Source organism: Providencia rettgeri, from assembly GCF_001874625.1.
Taxonomy (GTDB): domain Bacteria; phylum Pseudomonadota; class Gammaproteobacteria; order Enterobacterales; family Enterobacteriaceae; genus Providencia; species Providencia huashanensis.
Map to the genome: position 1 here is coordinate 4,300,004 of NZ_CP017671.1, position 20,720 is coordinate 4,320,723.

The 20,720-nt window shown below is 36.7% G+C and carries 20 protein-coding genes and 1 pseudogene; 6 read left to right on the forward strand and 15 right to left on the reverse strand.

Going from position 1 to position 20,720, the window contains the following annotated elements:
- Positions 1–54: 54 nt before the first annotated feature.
- A complete protein-coding gene (locus tag RB151_RS19895) occupies positions 55–1,059 on the forward strand; it encodes a sugar-binding transcriptional regulator (RefSeq protein WP_042845634.1) in 1,005 nt (334 codons plus the stop codon).
- 81 nt (positions 1,060–1,140) lie between these two features.
- On the opposite strand, the gene RB151_RS19900 is transcribed toward RB151_RS19895, so the two are convergent.
- From RB151_RS19900 to RB151_RS19970, 15 genes are all read right to left on the reverse strand, one after another.
- The gene (locus RB151_RS19900; protein WP_042845635.1) at positions 1,141–2,145 is read right to left on the reverse strand and encodes a multidrug DMT transporter permease; all 1,005 of its coding nucleotides are present in this window, start codon (positions 2,143–2,145) and stop codon (positions 1,141–1,143) included.
- A gap of 94 nt (positions 2,146–2,239) precedes the next feature.
- Positions 2,240–2,887 (reverse strand): L-fuculose-phosphate aldolase, encoded by a 648-nt coding sequence (locus tag RB151_RS19905; RefSeq protein ID WP_042845637.1) that lies wholly within the window; start codon positions 2,885–2,887, stop codon positions 2,240–2,242.
- Positions 2,888–2,930: 43 nt separating this feature from the next.
- Positions 2,931–4,031: an S-methyl-5-thioribose-1-phosphate isomerase gene (gene mtnA / locus RB151_RS19910; protein ID WP_048605932.1), complete on the reverse strand. Its 1,101-nt coding sequence runs from the start codon at positions 4,029–4,031 to the stop codon at positions 2,931–2,933.
- 9 nt (positions 4,032–4,040) lie between these two features.
- The gene (mtnK, locus tag RB151_RS19915; RefSeq protein WP_071548658.1) at positions 4,041–5,306 is read right to left on the reverse strand and encodes an S-methyl-5-thioribose kinase; all 1,266 of its coding nucleotides are present in this window, start codon (positions 5,304–5,306) and stop codon (positions 4,041–4,043) included.
- Between the two features lie 636 nt (positions 5,307–5,942).
- Positions 5,943–6,701 carry a hypothetical protein gene (locus tag RB151_RS19920; protein WP_042845642.1) on the reverse strand — a complete coding sequence of 253 codons (759 nt, stop codon included), beginning with the start codon at positions 6,699–6,701 and terminating at the stop codon, positions 5,943–5,945.
- Between the two features lie 39 nt (positions 6,702–6,740).
- Complete coding sequence (locus tag RB151_RS19925) at positions 6,741–7,253, reverse strand: fimbrial protein (protein WP_081363975.1); 513 nt, start codon at positions 7,251–7,253, stop codon at positions 6,741–6,743.
- A gap of 63 nt (positions 7,254–7,316) precedes the next feature.
- Positions 7,317–7,844 (reverse strand): fimbrial protein, encoded by a 528-nt coding sequence (locus RB151_RS19930; protein WP_048605925.1) that lies wholly within the window; start codon positions 7,842–7,844, stop codon positions 7,317–7,319.
- A gap of 10 nt (positions 7,845–7,854) precedes the next feature.
- Positions 7,855–8,403, reverse strand: coding sequence for a fimbrial protein (locus RB151_RS19935; RefSeq protein ID WP_048605923.1), 549 nt, complete (start codon positions 8,401–8,403; stop codon positions 7,855–7,857).
- A 41-nt stretch (positions 8,404–8,444) separates the two neighbouring features.
- Entirely contained in the window at positions 8,445–8,963 is a 519-nt protein-coding gene (locus RB151_RS19940) for a fimbrial protein (RefSeq protein ID WP_042845646.1), read from the reverse strand.
- 17 nt (positions 8,964–8,980) lie between these two features.
- The gene (locus RB151_RS19945) at positions 8,981–9,580 is read right to left on the reverse strand and encodes a fimbrial protein (protein ID WP_071548659.1); all 600 of its coding nucleotides are present in this window, start codon (positions 9,578–9,580) and stop codon (positions 8,981–8,983) included.
- 25 nt (positions 9,581–9,605) lie between these two features.
- Entirely contained in the window at positions 9,606–10,346 is a 741-nt protein-coding gene (locus tag RB151_RS19950; RefSeq protein WP_042845648.1) for a fimbria/pilus periplasmic chaperone, read from the reverse strand.
- A gap of 40 nt (positions 10,347–10,386) precedes the next feature.
- Positions 10,387–12,894 carry a fimbria/pilus outer membrane usher protein gene (locus RB151_RS19955; protein WP_071548660.1) on the reverse strand — a complete coding sequence of 836 codons (2,508 nt, stop codon included), beginning with the start codon at positions 12,892–12,894 and terminating at the stop codon, positions 10,387–10,389.
- 40 nt (positions 12,895–12,934) lie between these two features.
- On the reverse strand, positions 12,935–13,402 hold the full coding sequence (locus RB151_RS19960; protein ID WP_129466554.1) for a fimbrial protein: 468 nt from the start codon (positions 13,400–13,402) through the stop codon (positions 12,935–12,937).
- 132 nt (positions 13,403–13,534) lie between these two features.
- Positions 13,535–14,104, reverse strand: coding sequence for a fimbrial protein (locus tag RB151_RS19965; RefSeq protein WP_042845650.1), 570 nt, complete (start codon positions 14,102–14,104; stop codon positions 13,535–13,537).
- Positions 14,105–14,254: 150 nt separating this feature from the next.
- Positions 14,255–14,545 (reverse strand): helix-turn-helix domain-containing protein, encoded by a 291-nt coding sequence (locus tag RB151_RS19970; protein ID WP_048605919.1) that lies wholly within the window; start codon positions 14,543–14,545, stop codon positions 14,255–14,257.
- A 1,158-nt stretch (positions 14,546–15,703) separates the two neighbouring features.
- On the opposite strand from RB151_RS19970, the gene RB151_RS19975 reads away from it, so the two are divergent.
- The 5 genes and pseudogenes from RB151_RS19975 to RB151_RS19985 all read left to right on the forward strand — a co-directional run bounded on the left by RB151_RS19975 (position 15,704) and on the right by RB151_RS19985 (position 20,622).
- Positions 15,704–16,525: a winged helix-turn-helix domain-containing protein gene (locus RB151_RS19975; RefSeq protein WP_080972687.1), complete on the forward strand. Its 822-nt coding sequence runs from the start codon at positions 15,704–15,706 to the stop codon at positions 16,523–16,525.
- A 7-nt stretch (positions 16,526–16,532) separates the two neighbouring features.
- Entirely contained in the window at positions 16,533–17,027 is a 495-nt protein-coding gene (locus tag RB151_RS19980; protein WP_042845652.1) for a FidL-like protein, read from the forward strand.
- A gap of 232 nt (positions 17,028–17,259) precedes the next feature.
- Positions 17,260–17,414: pseudogene (locus RB151_RS23800) on the forward strand (IS3 family transposase); the annotation flags it as partial.
- Between the two features lie 596 nt (positions 17,415–18,010).
- The gene (locus RB151_RS24475; protein WP_237071489.1) at positions 18,011–18,487 is read left to right on the forward strand and encodes an AAA family ATPase; all 477 of its coding nucleotides are present in this window, start codon (positions 18,011–18,013) and stop codon (positions 18,485–18,487) included.
- Positions 18,484–20,622, forward strand: a complete 2,139-nt coding sequence (locus tag RB151_RS19985; RefSeq protein ID WP_237071492.1) for a chromosome segregation protein SMC — start codon at positions 18,484–18,486, stop codon at positions 20,620–20,622. Before RB151_RS24475 ends, RB151_RS19985 begins: the two co-directional genes overlap by 4 nt.
- Positions 20,623–20,720: the final 98 nt, after the last annotated feature.

Sequence of the window (20,720 nt, forward strand, 5' to 3'; positions counted from 1 at the left end):
GTAATATTCTTATAGTTTAAACTAGGCTTTTCCAAATGATGCCAGGAGACAATAATGAGTAAAGAGCAAGTAAACAGCAGCTTGTTCAATGATGATCCTGTATTACACGCAACATGGCTATATTATCAGGAAGGCAAAAGCCAGACTGAAGTCGCTGCCCTAATGGGCCTTTCGCGTGTCACCGTCGTCAAATATCTACAAACTGCTAGAGAAAATGGTTTAGTTCAGATCAATTTAGATACCAATGTCTTTGGCTCAATTGATGCCGCTTTACGTATTCGTGATAAATTTGGTTTGTATCGAGTTATCATTGTGCCTGATGGCGAGCATGCCGGAAAACGAACAGACTCAAAATTGATGCGTTCCAGACTTTCCCGTGCTGGAGGGATGTATTTAAACCAAGTTATCGAGAACAATGACGTTCTTGGGGTTGCTTGGGGAAGAACCATCCATGAGATGAGCAAAACGATGACACCAAATTCATGTAAAAATGTCACCGTGATCCAGATGCTAGGTTCCATGCCTTCTCAGCCAGACCTGACAATCCTCGAATCGTCGTCACAAATAGCGTTTAAACTGTCAGGGAAAGTGGCTTCTCTTCATGTCCCAGCGGTTGTCTCCAGTGCAAGGTTAGCCATGGAATTACAAGCTGAACCCATCATTCGTGCTAATTTTGAAGTATTAACTCACTGCACAAAAGCCTTCTTTGTTGTAGGAAGCGCACTGGATGAAAACCCGTTAATTCAAGTCGGTGTCCTAAGCAAAAAAGAAATGCAAAACTACCGAGATGCAGGGGCCGTCGGCGTCATTTGTGGCCGGTTCTACGACAAAAATGGAGTACCTGTTATTGCTGAAGTTGACCAACGGATACTAGGAATAAGCCTTGCCCAATTAAGGCAAATTGAGCGTAAAATATTTCTGGCTGGGGGCGAGAATGGCTATGCTGCAACCTTAGGGGCATTACTCGGCGGTTATGTCACAGACCTTATTGTTGATGAGGGAACAGCTGAGTTTTTATTATCCTGCGAGCTGCCCAACGTTGATTCATCCCCATCCTAAAAAGCAAGGTGCCGCACTTTTTACGGCTCACCTAATAAAAAAGAATATTTACCCCACTATAGACATAATGGGGCAAAATATTTACTGATTTGCCGCTATGATAAGGACAATACCGGCGATATACAGCAAAAACATAGCTAAGAGTAACTTATTCGTGCCAGCTGGTGCGCTGGCGAATTCACGCCAAACAAATACCCCCCAAATCACGGCAATCATAGTAGCTCCTTGCCCTAATCCATAGGATATTGCATACCCTGCTTGCCCTGATGCGATTAGGCTCAGCCCTAAACCAATACACCAGATGATTCCGCCCAACCAACCACAGAGATGGTCCCTTAAGCTACCAGAGAAATACATTTTCCCTTTAACTGGTTCTCCTACGATTGGTTTTTTCATTACCAGTGTATTAAGGACAAAGTTAGATAAAAACAAACCTAAAGCAAATAATACAAGTGCAGAATAAGGTGTCATCAACCCCGCTTCTGGTTCACTTAAATTACCTGATATCGATTGAGCGAGGAAACGGAAAAATGACCCCATAATGATACCGGCAAAAATAGCAGTTATCAGGCCTTTATTACGGCGACTTTTATCCGATGATTGAGTAACACGGCTGTAAGTAATCGCAGTTAGGATGATTGCGGCGACTACACAAGCAACCCCTAAGAACAAAATAGTTGGGTCCCCCTGAGGGCTACCAATATAAGTTGTGATAACACCGAGAACTAATGCAAGCCCAACACCGACAGGGAATGCAACAGCCATACCAGCTAAACTAATTGAAGCAACAAGAAGAATATTTGAAACATTAAAAATCATACCTGCCAATATAGGAAGAAAGATAATATTGATATCCGCCTGCTGAATATCAGAAATAAAACTACGGCCTTCTTCACCAATTGACCCGAGAGTAAAAGCAAATAATAGAGAACAGAATAAAACACCGAGAGAATAGTCCCAATAAAAGAGAGGGAACTCCCATTTCTTATTACTGACTAGTTTTGTTGTGTTAGCCCATGACCCCCAACAAATCATCGTGATAAAACACATAATTATTGCTATAGGATATGATTCCACGATAAACATGAATAACTCCTTGGGATAATTATAATTAATCGTTATAGGTAGAGGTTGGCAGCCATTTTATAAAATGGCTGCTATCGATGAGAACAAGTTGAATTTAAGCGTCAGTTTTTAAACCGTACGTTTTAAATTTACCGATGACTATTGTCATTTCTTCTTTAGATAAAGTGGGAACTTTGCTGTGTAGTCCGCCTATTTTGATGTAGAGATCTGCTAGAGTTTCTGTTTCTCCAGCAAGCCACAACGCTTTTTCCAGTGTTGTTTCCATCGCTATCATGCCGTGGTGTTGCATCAAAAGTGATTTGCTAGATTTAATTCCCTCAAACACACTGTTTGCAAGCTCAGCACTACCAAATGTATGGTATGGAATACAAGGAATATGGTCCGTCCCTGTCACCGCTATCATATAATGAATTGCGGGGATCGCATGGTTCATTATGGATACCGCGGTACAGTTCACCGCATGTGTATGAATAACCGCATTTAATTCAGGTCTGGCTTGGTAGCAAGCCAGATGAAAGAGCCATTCACTTGATGGTGTTTTTCCAGACTCTGATACCCCCTGACCATCAACAAAAACAATCATATCGGGTGTCATTTTCGAATAAGGTATACCACTTGGTGTAATGAGCATTCCATCAAGATACCTCACGCTGACATTACCCGACGTCCCTTGATTCAACCCAGAAGCATTCATTTCCTGGCAAGTGACGATAATATCTGCCGCTAATTTGAGTCTTTCCATCTTAGTTCCTTAGAAAGCGTGCATATACCCCATGCACACTCAATTAAATAACCGAATTTTTTAGGTCGGCGAACATGTTGGTTAATGCAGGTTCATTCGCTGCACAAACACCACGCTCCGTGATCAATCCAGTAATATATTTAGCAGGCGTGACATCAAAGGCGTAATTACCACATGTGGTGCCTGCCGGCGCAGTATTAACCCAACTTAGTTCACCCTCGGGGTTGATCCCATATACATGTGACTGTTCAGCACCATTGCGTTGCTCTATGGGGATTGTTTTCCCATCCTTAAGCGTCCAGTCGATAGTTGGAGATGGGAGCGCAACATAAAATGGAATTTGATTATCATAAGCCGCCAGCGCTTTTAGATATGTTCCAATTTTATTACAGACATCCCCCTGCGTTGTGGTTCGGTCAGTACCAACAATGCATAGGTCCACTTCGCCATGCTGCATCAGGTGACCACCGGCATTATCAGCAATTAATGTGTGAGGAACTCCGTGTGAACCCAATTCAAATGCAGTAAGGCCACCTTGATTACGCGGGCGAGTTTCATCTACCCAAACGTGAATACGAATCCCTTCTTCATGAGCCTTATAAATTGGCGAAAGTGCGGTCCCCCAATCGACCGTGGCAAGCCAGCCTGCATTACAGTGAGTCAATATATTTACGACACTGCCTGCCGGTTTTTTACTCGCGATTTCCCGAATAATTTCTACGCCATGGAGCCCAATTTGCTCACACAACTCGACATCTTCATCGGCCAGTTTTCCGGCAAGCTCCCAAGCAATGTCCCTACGCGTCTGTTCAGGAGCATCCTTCAAGCTTTCCATCATTCTATCGAGTGCCCACTTTAAATTGATAGCAGTAGGTCGGGTCTTGATTAACAAGTCATAACTTGATTGTAGATTTTTATCACTCGGGTCCTGTTGCATACCTAGTGCCATTCCGTAAGCAGCAACAACCCCAATCAAAGGCGCCCCACGCACCCACATTTCTTGAATAGCAGTTGCTACTTTTTGTGCGGAATCGAGCGTGAGTACTTCAAATTTAAAAGGCAGTTTAGTTTGGTCGATAATTTCTACTGATTTTCCATCTTTAGAAACCCAAACTGTACGATAGTGTTTCCCTTCAATATTCATGAATTCCTCTTACTGTTTTTTAGCTAATTGAATAACTGAAGCCATCTCTTTATAAAGACTGGCATTGACAATAAGCTCGCGAGCCATGGTAAGTGCGCGTTTTTCGCATTCAGCACGAAGAGCAATGTCTTTAATTTGTTTAAACTCTGCCACCCCTGCGAACCCAATTATGCGGCGGTTCATTTCCATTCCCGCATTGACTAAGGAATCTTCAAGTAGTGTGGCAAAGAATTGGTTTTGGGCTTCCTGTAAAGCTTGGCGGCCGAGTTCATGTTGATAGAGTTCTGAAGGCCACGCGTCCCCTTGTGTTTTTGTATTCCATAATTGGCGGAATTCTCGAACAAAAACAGACCAAGTTGAATCGACTTGGTCAAGTAACCAGTTTTGATATTCAACACGACTTGATGGATTTTCATCCCATGCTGGTCTAGAAAAGAAAGCCATCAGTAAATTGCCAATATAGTTACCAATATCAAACGCCATTGGTCCCATAAATCCAAATTCAGGGTCGATAACTTTTGTATCACTCTCGGTGACCATTACTGAGCCTAAATGCAAGTCACCATGTAACAATGATTGTGCTTCAGTCATAAATTTATATTTATAACGCATGGCAACTTGGATCATTTCTTTATCTTGCCACATCTTTTCTACTGCTTGGTCTAGCTCAGGGGATAGCCAATTATTACGTTCGGCATTGAAATATGGCTCAGTGAAGATCAGATCTTCAGTAATTTTACAAAGCTCATGATTCAGAGAGAATTGAGCGGTCAGCGCTTTTTTCTGATCGGCTTTCATACCGATATCTGAGGTATAAAAAAGAGTTTTGGCAATAAATGTCCCAATATCTTCAGCAAGTTTTGGGAATTTTTTACCTGCCATCACTTCTTTACGCAGGATGATATGAGGTGAAAGGTACTCCATCGCAAACAGTGCCATTTCTTGGTCATAAAAATAGACTTCAGGAACTAATTCATGGCCTGCACAGCGAGCTTCTTGAGATAAAATATTGTATTCAAAACCTGCTCGAGTCAGGGACAATGGCCAGCTTTCCCCTCCAGCCCTGACCCATGGTAGTGCCTGTTTTACCACAATTGTTTTTTGTGTCCCTTCAACAAGAAACACCATATTCAAATTACCATCACCAACTTCATTTACTTTCCATTGATTAGGCTCTCCACCTAACTCGCATGACGAAGTCAGTTTGGAAGCTAAATAAATTGGTAGTGTTTCACACGTCAGCGGCTTGTAGCCTGCTGGAATTGAGTCCAACATAACAAATCCCCTTACTGTTGTTTAATCGCCTTATACTTTACATATGCAAAGTATACATTATCAATTGTAAAAGTTAATGTGATCTATGTTCACTTTCTGAAAGCCAATAAATTGAGAAACAGGTAAGATTTAGCCTAAAGACGATAAAAACCACCCTGAGCATGATTATCTTATGTTTTATATACAGTTCATTTGTATAGTTATATAGAGGATAATCCTCACTGCTACAGTGGTTAAATTTTCTCAGTATTGAGCGCTAAATATTTCTTATCTAATTTACGAACGCTTCATTTTTAAGGATAAAACTGAATGTGATTTTAAGGCGGGGTGGTCATGGCTAGGTATATATAGGTTATTAGAGTAAAAAGAGGGGCTTTTAGCTATATTCATTCAGAGTATTTGCTATTTAAATACTCTATTTTTAGTCATTATTTTTATACCCACAAATCTCCCCATATTGAAAATTCATTAGCTACATAAATACACACCAAAATAAATGATTAAGTACTGATATACATCATCCTCCCTAATGAGGGATTTCACATTCCCCCCTCATCAGGAGGGGATCGTAGGTATATTTAGGTAGGGCTGGTTTTGAATTGCATTCAATTTTCTAAATAGTGTTTTTTCTCTAAACTAAACAATATTGAATACAATTACTGTGCTACCTGAATGCTGTCCTGCTGTTGGAGCTGTGCCGCTTAATACCGATTTAATTTTTAAGGCCACTGAATTGGCAACCGAAATACGACTACCGTTTGTGACACTAACACGAGATTTTACACCGCCACCTAAATCAATATCTGGAGATGGGACTTCAATTGAAACTGTTGCGGCTCGATTACAGCTTAGTTGAATAGTTGCTTCTGCTGTATGCCCATTAACTTGCCCAGCATTTAAAGTACCGTGTGTAATATTAGCATCACCATTTACATTACATTGAACATTAACAGGCGGTACTGGTGTACAAGGGGAACTATAAATTGAAAAAGGCCTCCCTAGTCCTAATCCACCAGGCCTTGCAGGGATTGCGCCTATACAAACATCCCATTGGCTTGGTTGCCAATTCCATTGCCATGCTGCTATTCCTGTTGCACCAAATCGACGAATAAACGCATCATTCGCCATCTTCCAGGTCATTCCTGCTGTAACAGGTATACTTCGACCATTAAAATCCGTAACACTTCCATTTTCATAGTATAAAACCACACCATAGCTACATAGAGAACCTGCACAAGGTATTACTGTATTTTCAGCAGGATTATTGCTTCCAGTTGTAAACCACGAAGCGGTAACTAATAAAGCGGCTGATTGACTGACGTTTGAAAGCATCGTACGCTCAGCGTGAGCGATGCCCGAAAATAAAAAAATAAGAATAAAAATAACTTTTGGCATAATAAATATTACCTTCAATTTTCAATAACCATTTAATTATTATTGGTATTCAACCACCAAAGTGGCGCTTGCAGTAAACGAGCCGCCAGTCAATGTGCTATGGCTCATTGTAAAAGGCGCGGCTGTCAACTTGGGTCTTAAGCTGTAATTAAAATTAGCCCAGCCATTTAAATTTAATATATTATTTCCAAATCGGAATATAATTGATAAATTATCTCTACTTGTCCCTAACATTGTGGAATATATGCCATCACTCCCAACTATTCGTAGCTTTAATGCAGGGTTATTTGCACCATCAGAACAATTTAAATTAAAAGGAATTTCCCTTTGATATTCTAAACCATTAATTTTAGGTACAGAAATATCACCAAAATCAATAGTAATAGGTTGATTTGGATTTATCGATGATGTGATATCACAAGTCTGCTGTAAAACAATCACACTAACATTCGTATTAAATATTGCAGCATTAACGTTAAAATTAACAAGAAATATAAGTATGGATGTTATACCATTTACAAATCCCCTTTTACATTTTCTAGATTTATTCATTTAAATCACCTATTGGTCTTTCATTAGAATTAAAATACGACATTTTTAAAATTTACTTGTATATTAATTGAAATCCAAGGTGTAATAGAGCATAGCCGTAAACTCACCAGGTATTATTTTTGTTTCATTTTGACTTTCAATTTTAACAAAGGCATTTAATTGAATCGCCATTGTTCCATTTGAAATGGCAATAGGAGATAACACTGAATTCATAGGTATCTTTTTCCCAGAGCTATCCATTAAACCTATGACAACACCTTTCGCTGTACTACTAGGATTTAGCATTAAATAGCCATCCGAAGTTACATTACCAGCAGTACCCTGAACTGATAGTGAAATTGTATTGGCAATAGATACATCACAATCTTGTAAAATAATAGAAAATGGTTTTAGTGATGTTTTTTCATGTAAATAAAGCTGTTTATCAACAATAACACCAAACTCAACTACAGTTGGCGTACTCTCATCTATTGTACAAGGTAATGAAATTAACGTGCCTTCATACTGAACTGTATTATTATTATCTCCAAATGAGGCTGCGCATAGCATCATTAGAAAACCCAAAAATAGGCCAGAGTTTATTTTTTTCATATTAATTTCCTTATGGGTAATTAATGGAAATTGTTGCTGTTGCTGTAAATTTCCCTTCTATTATCGGTGTAATAGGCTTGGCTATTTTTACGGGTATAGAATATAGCGGAATCTGTAATCTACCATTATTTGTCATAGTAAGTTTTTTCTTATCATTCGGAGCAATAACGGTACTATCTGTTGCGTTATATAAACGAATCCCTATACCAGCTCGGGAAGTTTCTAATGCTTTTTCATCAAATAATACTGGGTTCCCCATATAATTTAGCTCTAAAGACACGTTACTGCCTAAATTAGCTCCACAGTCAATATTTAAAGACCAATTTTTTTGAAACCGTTTACCATCAATACGTTGAATCGCTATCTTACTAAATTGAATATTAACTGGTTTATTGATGCCTTCTGTTCCATAAATATCGCATGGAGGTGTATCAATAAGATTTCCTTTAAATGATAAGCTCGTAGAGTTATTAGAAAAAACATTAGGGCTATTTAATATTAAAAATATAAATAAGAAATAGTTTATCATCTTAGCGAAAATGTTAACTTTTTTTATCATAGGAAAACCTTTATAGATACACTGAATAATAAATTTTAACCTTATTCATACTCCGCTAAAAGCGTTGCAGTTGCAGTAAAACTACCCGCTGTAATATTAGCTGCTTTAGCATTAATTACTGGATTAGCATAGATAGGGTCTCGACGGCTATTTGGAAACTTTATAGGGTCAAGATTTACACGAATTGTAGATAAATTTGTAGATCCACTATAAAATGAAATACCTAAATTTGTATTGCTCGTTGTAAGTAAATTTGTATTAAAACTAGCAGCAGTCCCCTTTATACTTAATGAAAGCCCTGTATTATTTGGCGCATCACAAGTCAATTTATATTTAATCTCCTGTATATAATTCATTCCAGTTATATTTCTAATAACCATATCTTGAAAGTCAATAGTAATTTCATTACCATTTAACCCTGTAATTTCACAAGGTGGGTTTTGAATTAAGTTTCCTTTGAAATTAATCCTTACAGAATTCGCTGCTAATGCAGATGGAATTTGTATACTCAAAATAGATACTAGTGTCGAAATTATTAAAATACTTATACTCTCTTTCATATGAATTTTACTCAGAGTTAATCATAATTTAATTGGAAGTTAATAACCGATGAAAATTTACCTGGCGTCATATTCATCGAGGTTCTAACAGGAATCACACTGTAAGTTAAAATACTTTGCCCTTGTGGAACTAATTTAGGTTTTGTATATTCCCCTAGAGTAATAGTATTTCCTTGTTTATCTTTCAGTACTAAGCCTAAGCCTTCAATACCTCTAATTGAGATATACTTCGACATATTTTCACTTTTAGTTGTGACGAACCTTATTGAAAACCCAGGTTGGTCATTACTCCATGTCATATTACCAGAGTACGGATCTAGCATGTTAACGGGTGTTGCAAGGCAATCAAGTAGTTCAATATAAAACGGATACTCATTTCCCATAGAATGAATACTGGGAAAATCTCCTGTTTTTAAATCGCTAATTTCAATATCTTGATACATTGAATGCATTGCAATACGACACGGACTTTCTGTTAGTATTCCTTTCACATGCACTTGCCCATGCTGCCCATCAACATCCCAATGATTAATTGGAAATTGATTGTCTGCAAATGTCATTCCCGATATAGAAAATAGTAATAGAACAGGATTCCATTTTTTTTGAAAGACATTCATCTTATATTCCTTTTCTTAAAGAGTATCAGGATTTCTGTTCTTCTACTTGACAGTTCATTTCTTGACAGCGGAAATGTAATTCAGGTCTACCACCGTAATCGTTGATATAAATCAGTACGGGGTTATTACCTAAAACACTTGTACTTACACCTAATTTTTCGCTACCAAATGGTGCGATCATTATTGGAGCAAAATCATTTGGATCGGTTTTTAATCTGTCTGAAAATGCATTTAAAATTGTGACGTAATATGCCGTTGGATTTTTGACAATGACCTCATGTCCTGATTTCTCTAATGTGATTTTTTCTTGCCATGGTTTTTCATCATCTTTTGGAACGATAGCTGCTGGGCGATAAAATAATTTTATTCGCGTTTGTAACGCAATTTGCAATACATTATCTTTATCACTTTTAGGTGGCACTTCGCGCAAGTTAAAATAGAATAGGCTTTCTCTATCTTGTGGTAACTCGTTTATCGTTGGCATTAAATCAATTTTAATTTGGCTAGATTTACTAGGCTCTAAACGTTGAATTGGTGGCAACGCAACTAATGGCTTAGTAATTTTCTCACCAGTTTGGTTTTCTAACCAACCTTGAGCTAAGTAAGGTAGCTCAGGATTATTATTGTTTATATTTAAAGTGACAGATTTTTGATTACCGTCAAAAATAATGCGAGTGCGATCTAAAGAAACACCAGCGAAAGACATGTTTGCCAATAAAATGCTGGATAGCCCTATTAATAAACTGTGGGATAATTTATATTTCATAATTTATATACCTTTACTTTTTCTTTATTTAGACATTAGATTATTGGTGATTTTCTCGAACACAAAGTGCCAATAACCCTCCCGATAAGTCATCCAACTTTTTGGGAAAAACAATTTTACATTCTTGGTTAGAAGATAAATTTACTCGCATTACTTCATCGGCATTAATTCCACTCAAATAGGTATTCCCTTCGTCGCCGACAATACCGGTGTTTTGCCCTTTACTATTTTTAACTTGGGAACCAAAAGCGGGATATGTCCCATCTTCTAACCTGATAACGACCATACCTTTTAATCCTGATAACACATCAAAGTGTCTATAACCGACGGCTCCTTCCGTTAATGTTGCTTGTTGCACTGACTGCTGCGCATCTGCATTATCGGGTAAGTTATTTAAATCAATTTGTATATTATTTCGGTTGTAATTACTCATGTCGCTAATGACTGCTTTACCAAATAAATTCGTTTTAACTGCAATACCTGAGCCACGAATAGGAATATCAGGAACACCATCTGTATCAACCAAGAGCCGAGTTCCCCCTGCAAGGCTAGAACCATGGAATGCCCCACCTTCTGGTGTTATTGTTAATCCGCCATTTGCACTAAACCCAGCGGCACGATACTGATTCATCGCATAGCTAACGTTAGTAGAAAGCCAAGCATCATTTCCTTGATATGAAAAGTACCCACTTGTTGTCGCGCCTTTACGATTGTTTCCGATGTTAAATTGATAATTCATTCTTTCTGTTAATGTATCGAAATAGGATGCATTATTTGAAACATTGTCATGACTTATATCCATCGAATAACCGAGGCTTGCAGAGCTTCCCCAAGGTATAGAGACTGAAAAATAAATGCTATCGTCACTTTTTGAGTCTGTTTGCTGCCTATTTGCGGAAACAGTTGCACTAATATTTTTCCAACTGCCTATATCAAAATATTTTGATAGCATTAAGCTGTAATAATCATTGGCTGGTCGGTCCCAATAGGTTTGGTGGTTATAGTTAAAGTACAAAGAAAGACCACTTTCAATAAAGTTCTTATTAATTGATAACGTATATAATTCTTTGCTAGAGCCATAACGCATACCTGTTACTCGAAAATCTAAAAAATCACTCATATTCATAAAATCTCGTTCTGAAAAACGATAACCAGCAAAGTTAATTTGACTGTTATATTCCTCAAAACGCTTTGAATAATTCAGACGATAAGATTTACCTTTTAACGAACCATCGTTAGGAATATTTGCAATAGACTGCGTGATATCAAATGAAAGCGCGCCAAAAACCAACAGGTCACGACCAATACCAATAGATGTTGATTTATAGTCTTGACTACCTAATATTCCACCAAATAATGACCAGCCATTACTGACTCCCCATGAAAATTCTCCCATACCGAAGCTCACGCCTTGACGGTGGCCTTGGTTATCAATAGGTTTTCCCGTTGCAAATTTATATTGAACCTGACCTGGCCGTGTTAAAAAGGGCAGACTGGCGGTATCAACATCAAATGTTTGTGTGGTCCCATCTTGCTCAGCAACTGTAACATTCATTTTTCCTGTAATTGCATCACTGAGGTTTTGAATACGAAATGGGCCTTGAGCGACCTGTGTTTCATAAATCACTCTTCCTTGCTGACGTATAGTAATTGTGGCATTTGTCTTTGCTGTTCCAACTATTTCTGGTGCATAACCACGTAAGTTAGGCGGCAGCATGTTCAAATCAGATTGCAATCCAAGCCCAATAAACTTAAATGCATCAAATACACCTGAATTTAAAAAATCCTCACCTAGAGTTAATTTTGCTTGCAAAGCGGCTATCGCTCGATAAGCATAGATACGATTCCAATCAAAATTATGTTGAGTTGTTTTTTGTTCTCCAGTTGTACGATTGATTTGAGATTGCCATTCACCACGGAATCTCCATGCTCCTAAATTAACACCCGCTACACCATTTCCACTTAAAGATGATGATGTTTGATCTTGTTCAAGCGAATCGTTAATTGCTCCATTTATATTGTAGTCAAATAATAAAGCCGAAATACCATGATCCCAACGACTAGGAGGGTCCCAGTTTTCATAAATTTGTTCTAAATAGGCCTGAGGGACATTAATATTAAGTGAAGAGGTAGATAGATCCCCTTCAACAGACATACCATCTAAACTATTTAAATTTAAGCATTGGCCACCCTGTTCCCATAATGCTTTATTTAAGGCTTCTTTTGTTAACCCTAATCTTTCGACAATATCTGGGGAAAGGCAAGCCACACTACCTGAATCTGAAGTTTCACTTTCATTAAATATAACTGACATTTCAGATAATGAATGACCATTAATATTAATTTTCAAGTTATACGTACCAGGCATAATAAATCCAATACGATTAAATTGTTCTAAATCAATATTGTTTCTATCTTCTACATCTAATACATCAGTATTAAATTCAATTACCCTAGCAAATGTGGTAGTCAGCATACTGCTATAGAGCATTGATATGATCAAGCCTTTTAATATATATTGTCGTATTTTATTTTTCTTAATAGGCATATTAATTTCCTGACTACCCAAAAATAAATTTCAAATATCTTCAGTGATAATCAACTTTAAATTTTATTGTTGTTCTATATCCACCTGACTTTAGAGATAAACCATTTCTCATAAGCTTCACACCATATTTTAAGTTTGATTCCCCAGGTATTATTGAGTGTTCTTTAAGAGGAATACTGGGATATATTAAATTTCCTTTTTCATCTTCTAGAGACAATGATATTCCTTTTGCGTGACCAAATAATTCGAACAAATTATTTTTGGCTGGTCCATCGAATGTTAATGTGAAATAATTCCAATGCTTTCCTGATAACGTTTCTAAATGGCAACCAATTAATTTAATTGAAAAATACTTTATTGGACTATTACCATATTGATTTATAAGACTCATTGGAATTACACCCATATCTATTGATTGGTCATAAGAGTCCATTGAAATAGCACATGCTGTTTCTAAAATGCTTCCTTGCATATTTACCTTACCAATAATAGTATTGTTATCAGCCAAAGAGTTATTGGCTCCTATAATTAATAAAATTAGGAAGCCCGTGATTTTCCTGATAACAATCATTGGTGGTATGTCCTTTATTTAGTATTTAGTGTTTTCCTGATAGGTCAGCACTTAATATTTTGCAGAAACTTAGTTATAAGAAAGAACAAAGTTTGTAGTTGCTTCAAATTTGCCTGGGTTAACTTGTGCACCTGAAACACCTTGCAAAGCAGCTTGGAATCTTAGTGAATTATCTCCTGCAACAAAATTTTGGGTTGTAGAGCTATTCAGGTCAATTTTATTTCCTGAAACTGTCATTAATTTAACACCAGCACCTTGTCCATCACCAGTAATTTGAATTAAACCAGTATTATTACCAGAATTAACCCATTCAGTACCGGTGAATTTTACATTAACAGTATTATTGTAAGTTAATTCAACTTCTTCACCATCTTCATTTGTACCTTTATATTTTGCATTTAAAGTACAACCTTCCAGTTTAATTGCGAATGGTTGAGCTGAAGACATACCACCTGATTCAAGTGTTGTATTAGAAATTTGTCCTAATGGTACTTCTTGGTTTTCATCACCTGGTGCAATTGAACATGGCGCTGTAATAATTGAACCACTGAAATGAACTTTACCAGTACCTGCATCAACTGCTAATGCTGACGCACTCATTGCACCAAAAACCATTGTTGCGATAACTAACTTTTTCATATATTTACCTATATAAATTAAAATAAATTAATAACCGAATGATTATTAACATTGACACTAAGCTCATACCTATTTATAGGCATGAGTAAAACCCTTAATTACTCTAATTAAGGAAATCAATTTTAAAATTTAAAATTTAAAATTAGACAATTAAATTTTGTTCGAAAAATTATTTGCAATAACGTAGTAATAATAATCAGACCAATCCTTGCCAAGTGCATGCAAATAGTTATTTAGCATATCGATCGATATATTACACAACCCATTCTCATAACGAGAAACTTGCTGTTGACTCAGGTATAATAATTTTCCAACTTCAGTACCAGACAAACACTTTTCTATTCTAGCTGATTTTAAAAACTTACCTGTTTCTTTTGTAATATCTAATCCATTGATATATTTAACTTCACTTTTTATCTTATCTACATTTTCTACAAACATAGCCAAGTCTCCTAAAAATATATTTTAATCAATAATCGATTAGCTTAAAACCATAGCCAGATTCTAAATAATAAATTCTAATATAATAATAAGTCATTTAACGGAGGAGTATTTTTTAACTCAACTCATTTGATGTCGCTTACTATAGATTTATCCAATATTGGAGTAAAAGTGTTTTAAGCAATGAAAAGCGAGCCTTTAGATAGGTATGACCTATTGAAAAATATAAAAATATATATTATAACCTATTAAAATTAATTATAAGTTATTATAACCTTATATATCAATAGGTTGAATAAATTTAGTTAATCACGTTATAAATTATGTTTTCGTTAACATTGTCAGATTTAATATTTAGTACTCATATCTTCACCTATCATACTTGCAATTTGTTACAGTTATTCAATAAAAGATATATGATAACTTTATTAAAATAACTTATATAGATAATCAAAATATGACAATTACACTATAGAATAAATATTACCTTTAGTTTTAGTTGATAAAATAGATATTTGTTTTAAGACTACCTACAAAGAAACTGAAGGGGTAAATAAGACTTTTGCTTTTCTGTCATATTAGTACCGTAGCTAAATTTTAAAGCCTAACAAAGCTCATCTATAAAGGTGATTTTACTTACTCGTTCTTTCTGTCTAAAGAAAACAAGGAAATGGAATAAATGAATCATTTCAACAGAAATGTTGGAATGTAGAGGGGATTATTTAGTGTAACTCAAAGTAGATACAAACACGGAAAACAGGTAACCCATTGTTTATTAAACTTTAATTTTCCCCAGAGTAGGATCATATGACTATAGTATTCTAGGTGTAAAAAAGTACTTCTTATAAATCGAATTAAAAAACCAAACTTTATTAAAACTTAAGACTATAAGTCTAAAAAATTTATTTTTTTAGACTAAACAGCTAGCCCACCTCTTTGAAAACCTTCCTTTCTAACTGACATCACTCCATTTTCGTGTAATAATTTGGTTGTTATTCATATTAATTGTTAAATCAATCATTCATGCTTTAGATTAAGAAAACCACAAATCAATGTGTTGTAAAATCGTGAGGTAGTGCTTAATATAATTAACAGACTGACTGTAAGTGAAATTTATAAACTTAAAAATCATTTTTAACAGAGTAAAAATTATAAACAATGATATATATATTGAACAATTGTATAGAATATGATTCTGAAACTGGTGAGATAATTCAGCTAGGCTCAAACAGCGAAGTGGCCAAGCTTACACCTATTTTAAATCGTATTTTCAGAGTATTAGTCGAAAATAATAACATGATCATCCCAAGAGAAGAACTTTTAAAAAAAGTTTGGGATGAGCATGGTTTGACTGCCTCAATTAATACATTAAACCAATATATCAGTGCTCTGCGAAAACTACTTTATCAGCACCTTGAGATAGATAATGCAATTTTAAATATTCCTAAAAAAGGTGTTATTTTATCTTCAGAACTCATTATTACACAACGTAACACCGAGCTTGTTCGCCATAGTGAAGAAAAAGGAGATACAGAAAAATTTGATGGAAGGGATAAACTACCTTTAATTGAGCTTAATACACATAATCAAGTCGCGGTATCTTCCGTTATAGCTAAACCCCGAGTATGTTATACGTTAAAGCGTAATTTCTCATTGAAAATTATACTTGGCTTAAGCGTCATTTTAACACTGGCTTCAATGTATAATTTATTTTTTGGTGCATTAAGCTTTGACAAAGTTAATACGTACCTTGTCAGTACAATAGGGTCATGCCCTGTTTATTCATTTAACAGTAATTTTGACGATAAAAGTAATTCAAAAGATATTGATAAACATGTAAAAGAGTTTAATTTACAATGTAATAACAGTGCCATTTTTTATTACTACAGTAACCATAGTAATGCTCAAGTAGAAAAACAAACCCTACTGACTAAGTGCGAAGATAATAAAATATGTATTTCAACTCGAATAAATTGGTAGGTTAAGAATGAGAAAAATTACTATTTTATTGTGTGTCATTGCATTATTGTCAGTTGGCCTATTTTTTTATTCTGTGACTGTAGAGGACAACAAATACTGTAGTGCACAAATTAACTCAAATTTTGAGTCTCCCTTATACCCTAAAGCTGGATATGAAATTGACTTAAGGATCGTCCATCAAAAGGATAATAGCGGCTATATAAAGTTGGTTGGTTCAATTTCCACGGATAAAACCTATTCCGTGAATAGAGTCGTTCACTATACTAACTCGACTATTGATGAAATCGATAATATCAAAACGAAAATTACATTAGTGAGAAAGGCAAAAAATGATAATGTGAGTGATGAAGTATTCAATCACTATTTAAAAGCATTTTCTTTTGGTACAACCAGTTACTCGAAGATTAATCAAATCTCCCCTGGAAGGTATCTCTTTTCCAGTGCATTTGGCCCTTACTTTATTTGTGGGGAACAAAAAGAAAACGAGTTGCCTCCTATCTGATATCAATAAAGCATATTGAGAGAAGATATACGGACTGAAGTGTCATAGTCAATTGGCTACCTGAATAGAGGTGTTATTAGTTCAAGGTGACCTATATGACAATGCAAACTCGACGTAATTTCAGTGCAGAATTTAATTTGAGACTAGTTTTTCCCTTGACCAGAGCTATTCCGTACTCAAAGCTACTAACGCTATAAGTGCTAGTAAATTTACTATGGATAAATAAGTTAACCAGTTAAAGCAAAGTTTATTTCAACAAGGCAATTGCTGGGACAATGCGCCAATCAAACGCGTTTTAGGCACTTAAAAACGGAATGGGTATAATAAATAGGCTATCAAAGCTTTGTTGAAACTCAGCACCAAATCACCCGATACATGATTGGGCATGCAGGTAATCGATCTGAGTTGATCTTAGCATCAAAAGTAAGGACAAGCCTTGCAAGCACTGGATTTCAGATACAAAAAAGACGTCGATTGATGCCTCTTGATGTTCTTATGGTGCGAAGGCCGGACTCGCACATAATACTTAACCTCATGATCTAAATTAAAATAAAAAAGTATAAATTTATTTATACCAACGCATGTACCAACAGATGAAATTCTTACTTTTCCTGATGGCTATCTAATACAAGTAATCGTGATGCTGGCAGAACAGCACAAGCTTATAAGTTATCAGATATTAGTGTCTGTGCAACATCAATATATTCTCTCCTTCTCGAATACTAAAAAGGTTAACCTGACCTTTATTGGTGGTTAGTTCAGAAAAATAAAAGGAGACAGTAGCTAATACAATTTTTCTTGCTCATCAATAGATAATACTTTTAGCGGAATCCTGAAGTATTTTAATGCAATATCCATGTAAATCCGCCAGCCATTCAGACTATATTGAAAATTTGCTTTGCAGATCACTTGAGTCCTTAAGCTGAAAGTGTATCTTCTATTGTTTAAAACAATTCGAGAAAACAAAAAGTTAAAAAGGATTCATGATGATCAGCAGCGAATTTTTGCGCTTTTTTCAAACCTTAAACACGGCAGATGTACCCGATGGCGTCAGAAAAGTGGCAAATCTTGTGTGGGATAATCTAGATGATATTACGCCGCTGGGAACGGCACAGGGGCATCGAGTTAGACGCATTGTCGATCTGGCACAGTCCAACTGGGATAATCTCAGTATAGAGGTTCAGCCATTACCTGAGCATAACGCCGAACATCTTTCCACTTTTAGTCGGCTCAGAAGAATGTCAGTTGGACCGTTTAGAGGATTTGCTAGGCAGGAAGAATTTGATCTGGACTCACGTCTGGTGCTGATATATGGTCCCAATGGCACTGGGAAGTCTAGTTTCTGCGAAGCGCTTGAATATACATTACTTGGCAGCGTTGCTGAGGCTGAAAGTAAGCGCTTTCGTAATCAAAGTGATTATTTAAAAATGCACATGTCAATCAGTTTTCGGCTCCTGTGATTACTGGTGTAGGAGATCAAGGGAAAGATATTGCAATTGAAGTTAACGAAGCACAGTACCGTTTTTGCTTCGTTGAAAAAAATAGAATCGATAGCTTCTCAAAAATTGCAGCTTTGGCCCCAGCAAAGCAGACCGAACTTATCTCAACATTATTCGGACTCGATGCATTTAATGATTTTGTGCGAAATTTTACTTCAGATATTGATGCCAGGTATATCGATCTAACTGGTGTAAAAGCCGCTCAGCTGGCAGAAAAACGCCGCACTCTCGAAGGGGCTACCCAACAATTGGAAAAGGGTAAGGCAGCTCTGGAAGGACTAACTTCTGAAGAACAAACTCTGGCTTCTGGCTATCGAGAAGGTCAATCATTTCAGCAAATGGTAGCTGAATTAAAAGGAGTTGATCAAACTATCGGGGTCATCCGGCAACTTGAGACAGAGTTACTGACACCCATTTCAAACAAGAGTCACATGACCAGTGTCATATTGAAGGAATTAAGAGACTCTATTGAAATGGCACTTACAGATCTTGATGGGAAACAAAAGCAACTGGTAGAAGCTAGTCAGCAGGTTTCGTTTAAGAATTTATTTGAAGCAGTCGTCCAGCTACAGAGTAGCAGCCCTGAGCAGTGTCCTGCATGCAATACCCCGCTCCAACAAACTGTAAAAAACCCTTACACCCATGCCGGCGAGGAACTGCATAAGCTTGAGTTTTTATCGGTCTTACAGGGCGTAATAGCTAAACTCGAAAAGTCAATCAGCCAGCTAATGTACCGAGTATCACAAGTTGTTAGTACTTGTTGCCAGTTTCTTCCACATGAAAATGTTCTCGATAGATTCCGGGAAGAAAATGGCATTGCTTTATGGCGTGCTCTGCACCAGTTAACAGAAGAAGGTATCTCTCCCTGGACTCTTCTAGAAAAACAGGTATTACAGCTGGAAGAAGGTGATAAAGAAATAGAAGAAGCAGCAAAATTGCGAAAATCCCGACAGCAAGAACTCGAGAGGCTACGTGAATCAGAGCGGCAGATAACTATATTACAGACAAAGAGAAGCACGATAGAAAAGGCTATCGCAGCTGATCAGTTGTTGATTGATAATTTTGAAACAGAAAACAAGCAGCTTATTGATGAGGTTGTTAGTGAGGGAGTGATAGTAACGAAAAACAATGCAATATCAATCGCTTATGCTCAGTTTGTTTTACAACTGAATTCCTATAAAGAGAGTTTACCTCAGCAATTGATAGAGAATCTCGGAGATATCGTGGTTACTCTATATAATGCATTTAACCGTAATGATCCCCCTGGAGAAAAGCTATCGGGAATCAAACTTCCCCTTATACAAAATCAGCGGCTAGAGGTGGCATTCCAAAATAATCCTGAGCGATATTTCGATGCCCTACACGTTCTTAGTGAAGGGCATGTACGCTGCATAGGGCTGGCAATTTTGTTGGCAAAAAACATTAATGAGAAATGCCCACTTTTGATATTTGATGATCCAGTTAATGCTATTGATGATGATCACAGAGAATCTATTCGAAGAACGCTATTTGAAGACACCTTCTTTGCCGAAAAGCAGATCATTCTGGCTTGCCATGGGGAGGAGTTTTTCAAAGATATCCAGAATTTATTGCCAGCACAGATTGCTGCTCAGTCCAAAACTTTCAGCTTCTTACCACGTCAGGACGAATTGCATATTCGCGTGGATTTCCACTGCGCACCTAGGAACTATATTCTTTCTGCGCGGGAACATTACGAGCGCAATGAAATTCGGGAGGCTCTTGCCAAATGCAGGCAGTCACTTGAATCGCTGATGAAGGGGAAAGTTTGGCGCTATGTAAATAAATATGGTGACGGTAATCTAAGCCTAAAGCTACGGTCAGCAACCGCGCCTATTGAGTTGCGCAATCTGTCTGAGCAGTTAAAAAAGCAGATTAATAAAGCTGATTTTAATAATCAAAATAAAAATACGGTATTAGTACCAATTAATGTTCTGACCGGACTTAGTGGGGAATCACGTGAGTGGCGCTACCTTAATAAAGGTACGCATGAGGAAGATGGCAGGGCTGAATTTGACCGAGTAACAGTAGAAACCATGATTTCAGCACTTGAGCAACTCGATCAGGTAGTGAGTTAAGATTAGTGCTAAATCCTCATGAGACGTGGTTCTGAAGAGGTATAGTTATGGGTAGTGGTCGACAAAAGTTGACCACTACATGAGAATTCTTTTAAAAC

Excerpts from the sequence above, each read along its gene's own strand:
- RB151_RS19895 (WP_042845634.1), top strand. The coding sequence starts at position 55 with ATGAGTAAAGAGCAAGTAAACAGCAGCTTGTTCAATGATGATCCTGTA.
- RB151_RS19900 (WP_042845635.1), bottom strand. The coding sequence starts at position 2,145 with ATGTTTATCGTGGAATCATATCCTATAGCAATAATTATGTGTTTTATC.
- RB151_RS19905 (WP_042845637.1), bottom strand. The coding sequence starts at position 2,887 with ATGGAAAGACTCAAATTAGCGGCAGATATTATCGTCACTTGCCAGGAA.
- mtnA (WP_048605932.1), bottom strand. The coding sequence starts at position 4,031 with ATGAATATTGAAGGGAAACACTATCGTACAGTTTGGGTTTCTAAAGAT.
- mtnK (WP_071548658.1), bottom strand. The coding sequence starts at position 5,306 with ATGTTGGACTCAATTCCAGCAGGCTACAAGCCGCTGACGTGTGAAACA.
- RB151_RS19920 (WP_042845642.1), bottom strand. The coding sequence starts at position 6,701 with ATGCCAAAAGTTATTTTTATTCTTATTTTTTTATTTTCGGGCATCGCT.
- RB151_RS19925 (WP_081363975.1), bottom strand. The coding sequence starts at position 7,253 with ATGAATAAATCTAGAAAATGTAAAAGGGGATTTGTAAATGGTATAACA.
- RB151_RS19930 (WP_048605925.1), bottom strand. The coding sequence starts at position 7,844 with ATGAAAAAAATAAACTCTGGCCTATTTTTGGGTTTTCTAATGATGCTA.
- RB151_RS19935 (WP_048605923.1), bottom strand. The coding sequence starts at position 8,403 with ATGATAAAAAAAGTTAACATTTTCGCTAAGATGATAAACTATTTCTTA.
- RB151_RS19940 (WP_042845646.1), bottom strand. The coding sequence starts at position 8,963 with ATGAAAGAGAGTATAAGTATTTTAATAATTTCGACACTAGTATCTATT.
- RB151_RS19945 (WP_071548659.1), bottom strand. The coding sequence starts at position 9,580 with ATGAATGTCTTTCAAAAAAAATGGAATCCTGTTCTATTACTATTTTCT.
- RB151_RS19950 (WP_042845648.1), bottom strand. The coding sequence starts at position 10,346 with ATGAAATATAAATTATCCCACAGTTTATTAATAGGGCTATCCAGCATT.
- RB151_RS19955 (WP_071548660.1), bottom strand. The coding sequence starts at position 12,894 with ATGCCTATTAAGAAAAATAAAATACGACAATATATATTAAAAGGCTTG.
- RB151_RS19965 (WP_042845650.1), bottom strand. The coding sequence starts at position 14,104 with ATGAAAAAGTTAGTTATCGCAACAATGGTTTTTGGTGCAATGAGTGCG.
- RB151_RS19970 (WP_048605919.1), bottom strand. The coding sequence starts at position 14,545 with ATGTTTGTAGAAAATGTAGATAAGATAAAAAGTGAAGTTAAATATATC.
- RB151_RS19975 (WP_080972687.1), top strand. The coding sequence starts at position 15,704 with ATGATATATATATTGAACAATTGTATAGAATATGATTCTGAAACTGGT.
- RB151_RS19980 (WP_042845652.1), top strand. The coding sequence starts at position 16,533 with ATGAGAAAAATTACTATTTTATTGTGTGTCATTGCATTATTGTCAGTT.
- RB151_RS24475 (WP_237071489.1), top strand. The coding sequence starts at position 18,011 with ATGATGATCAGCAGCGAATTTTTGCGCTTTTTTCAAACCTTAAACACG.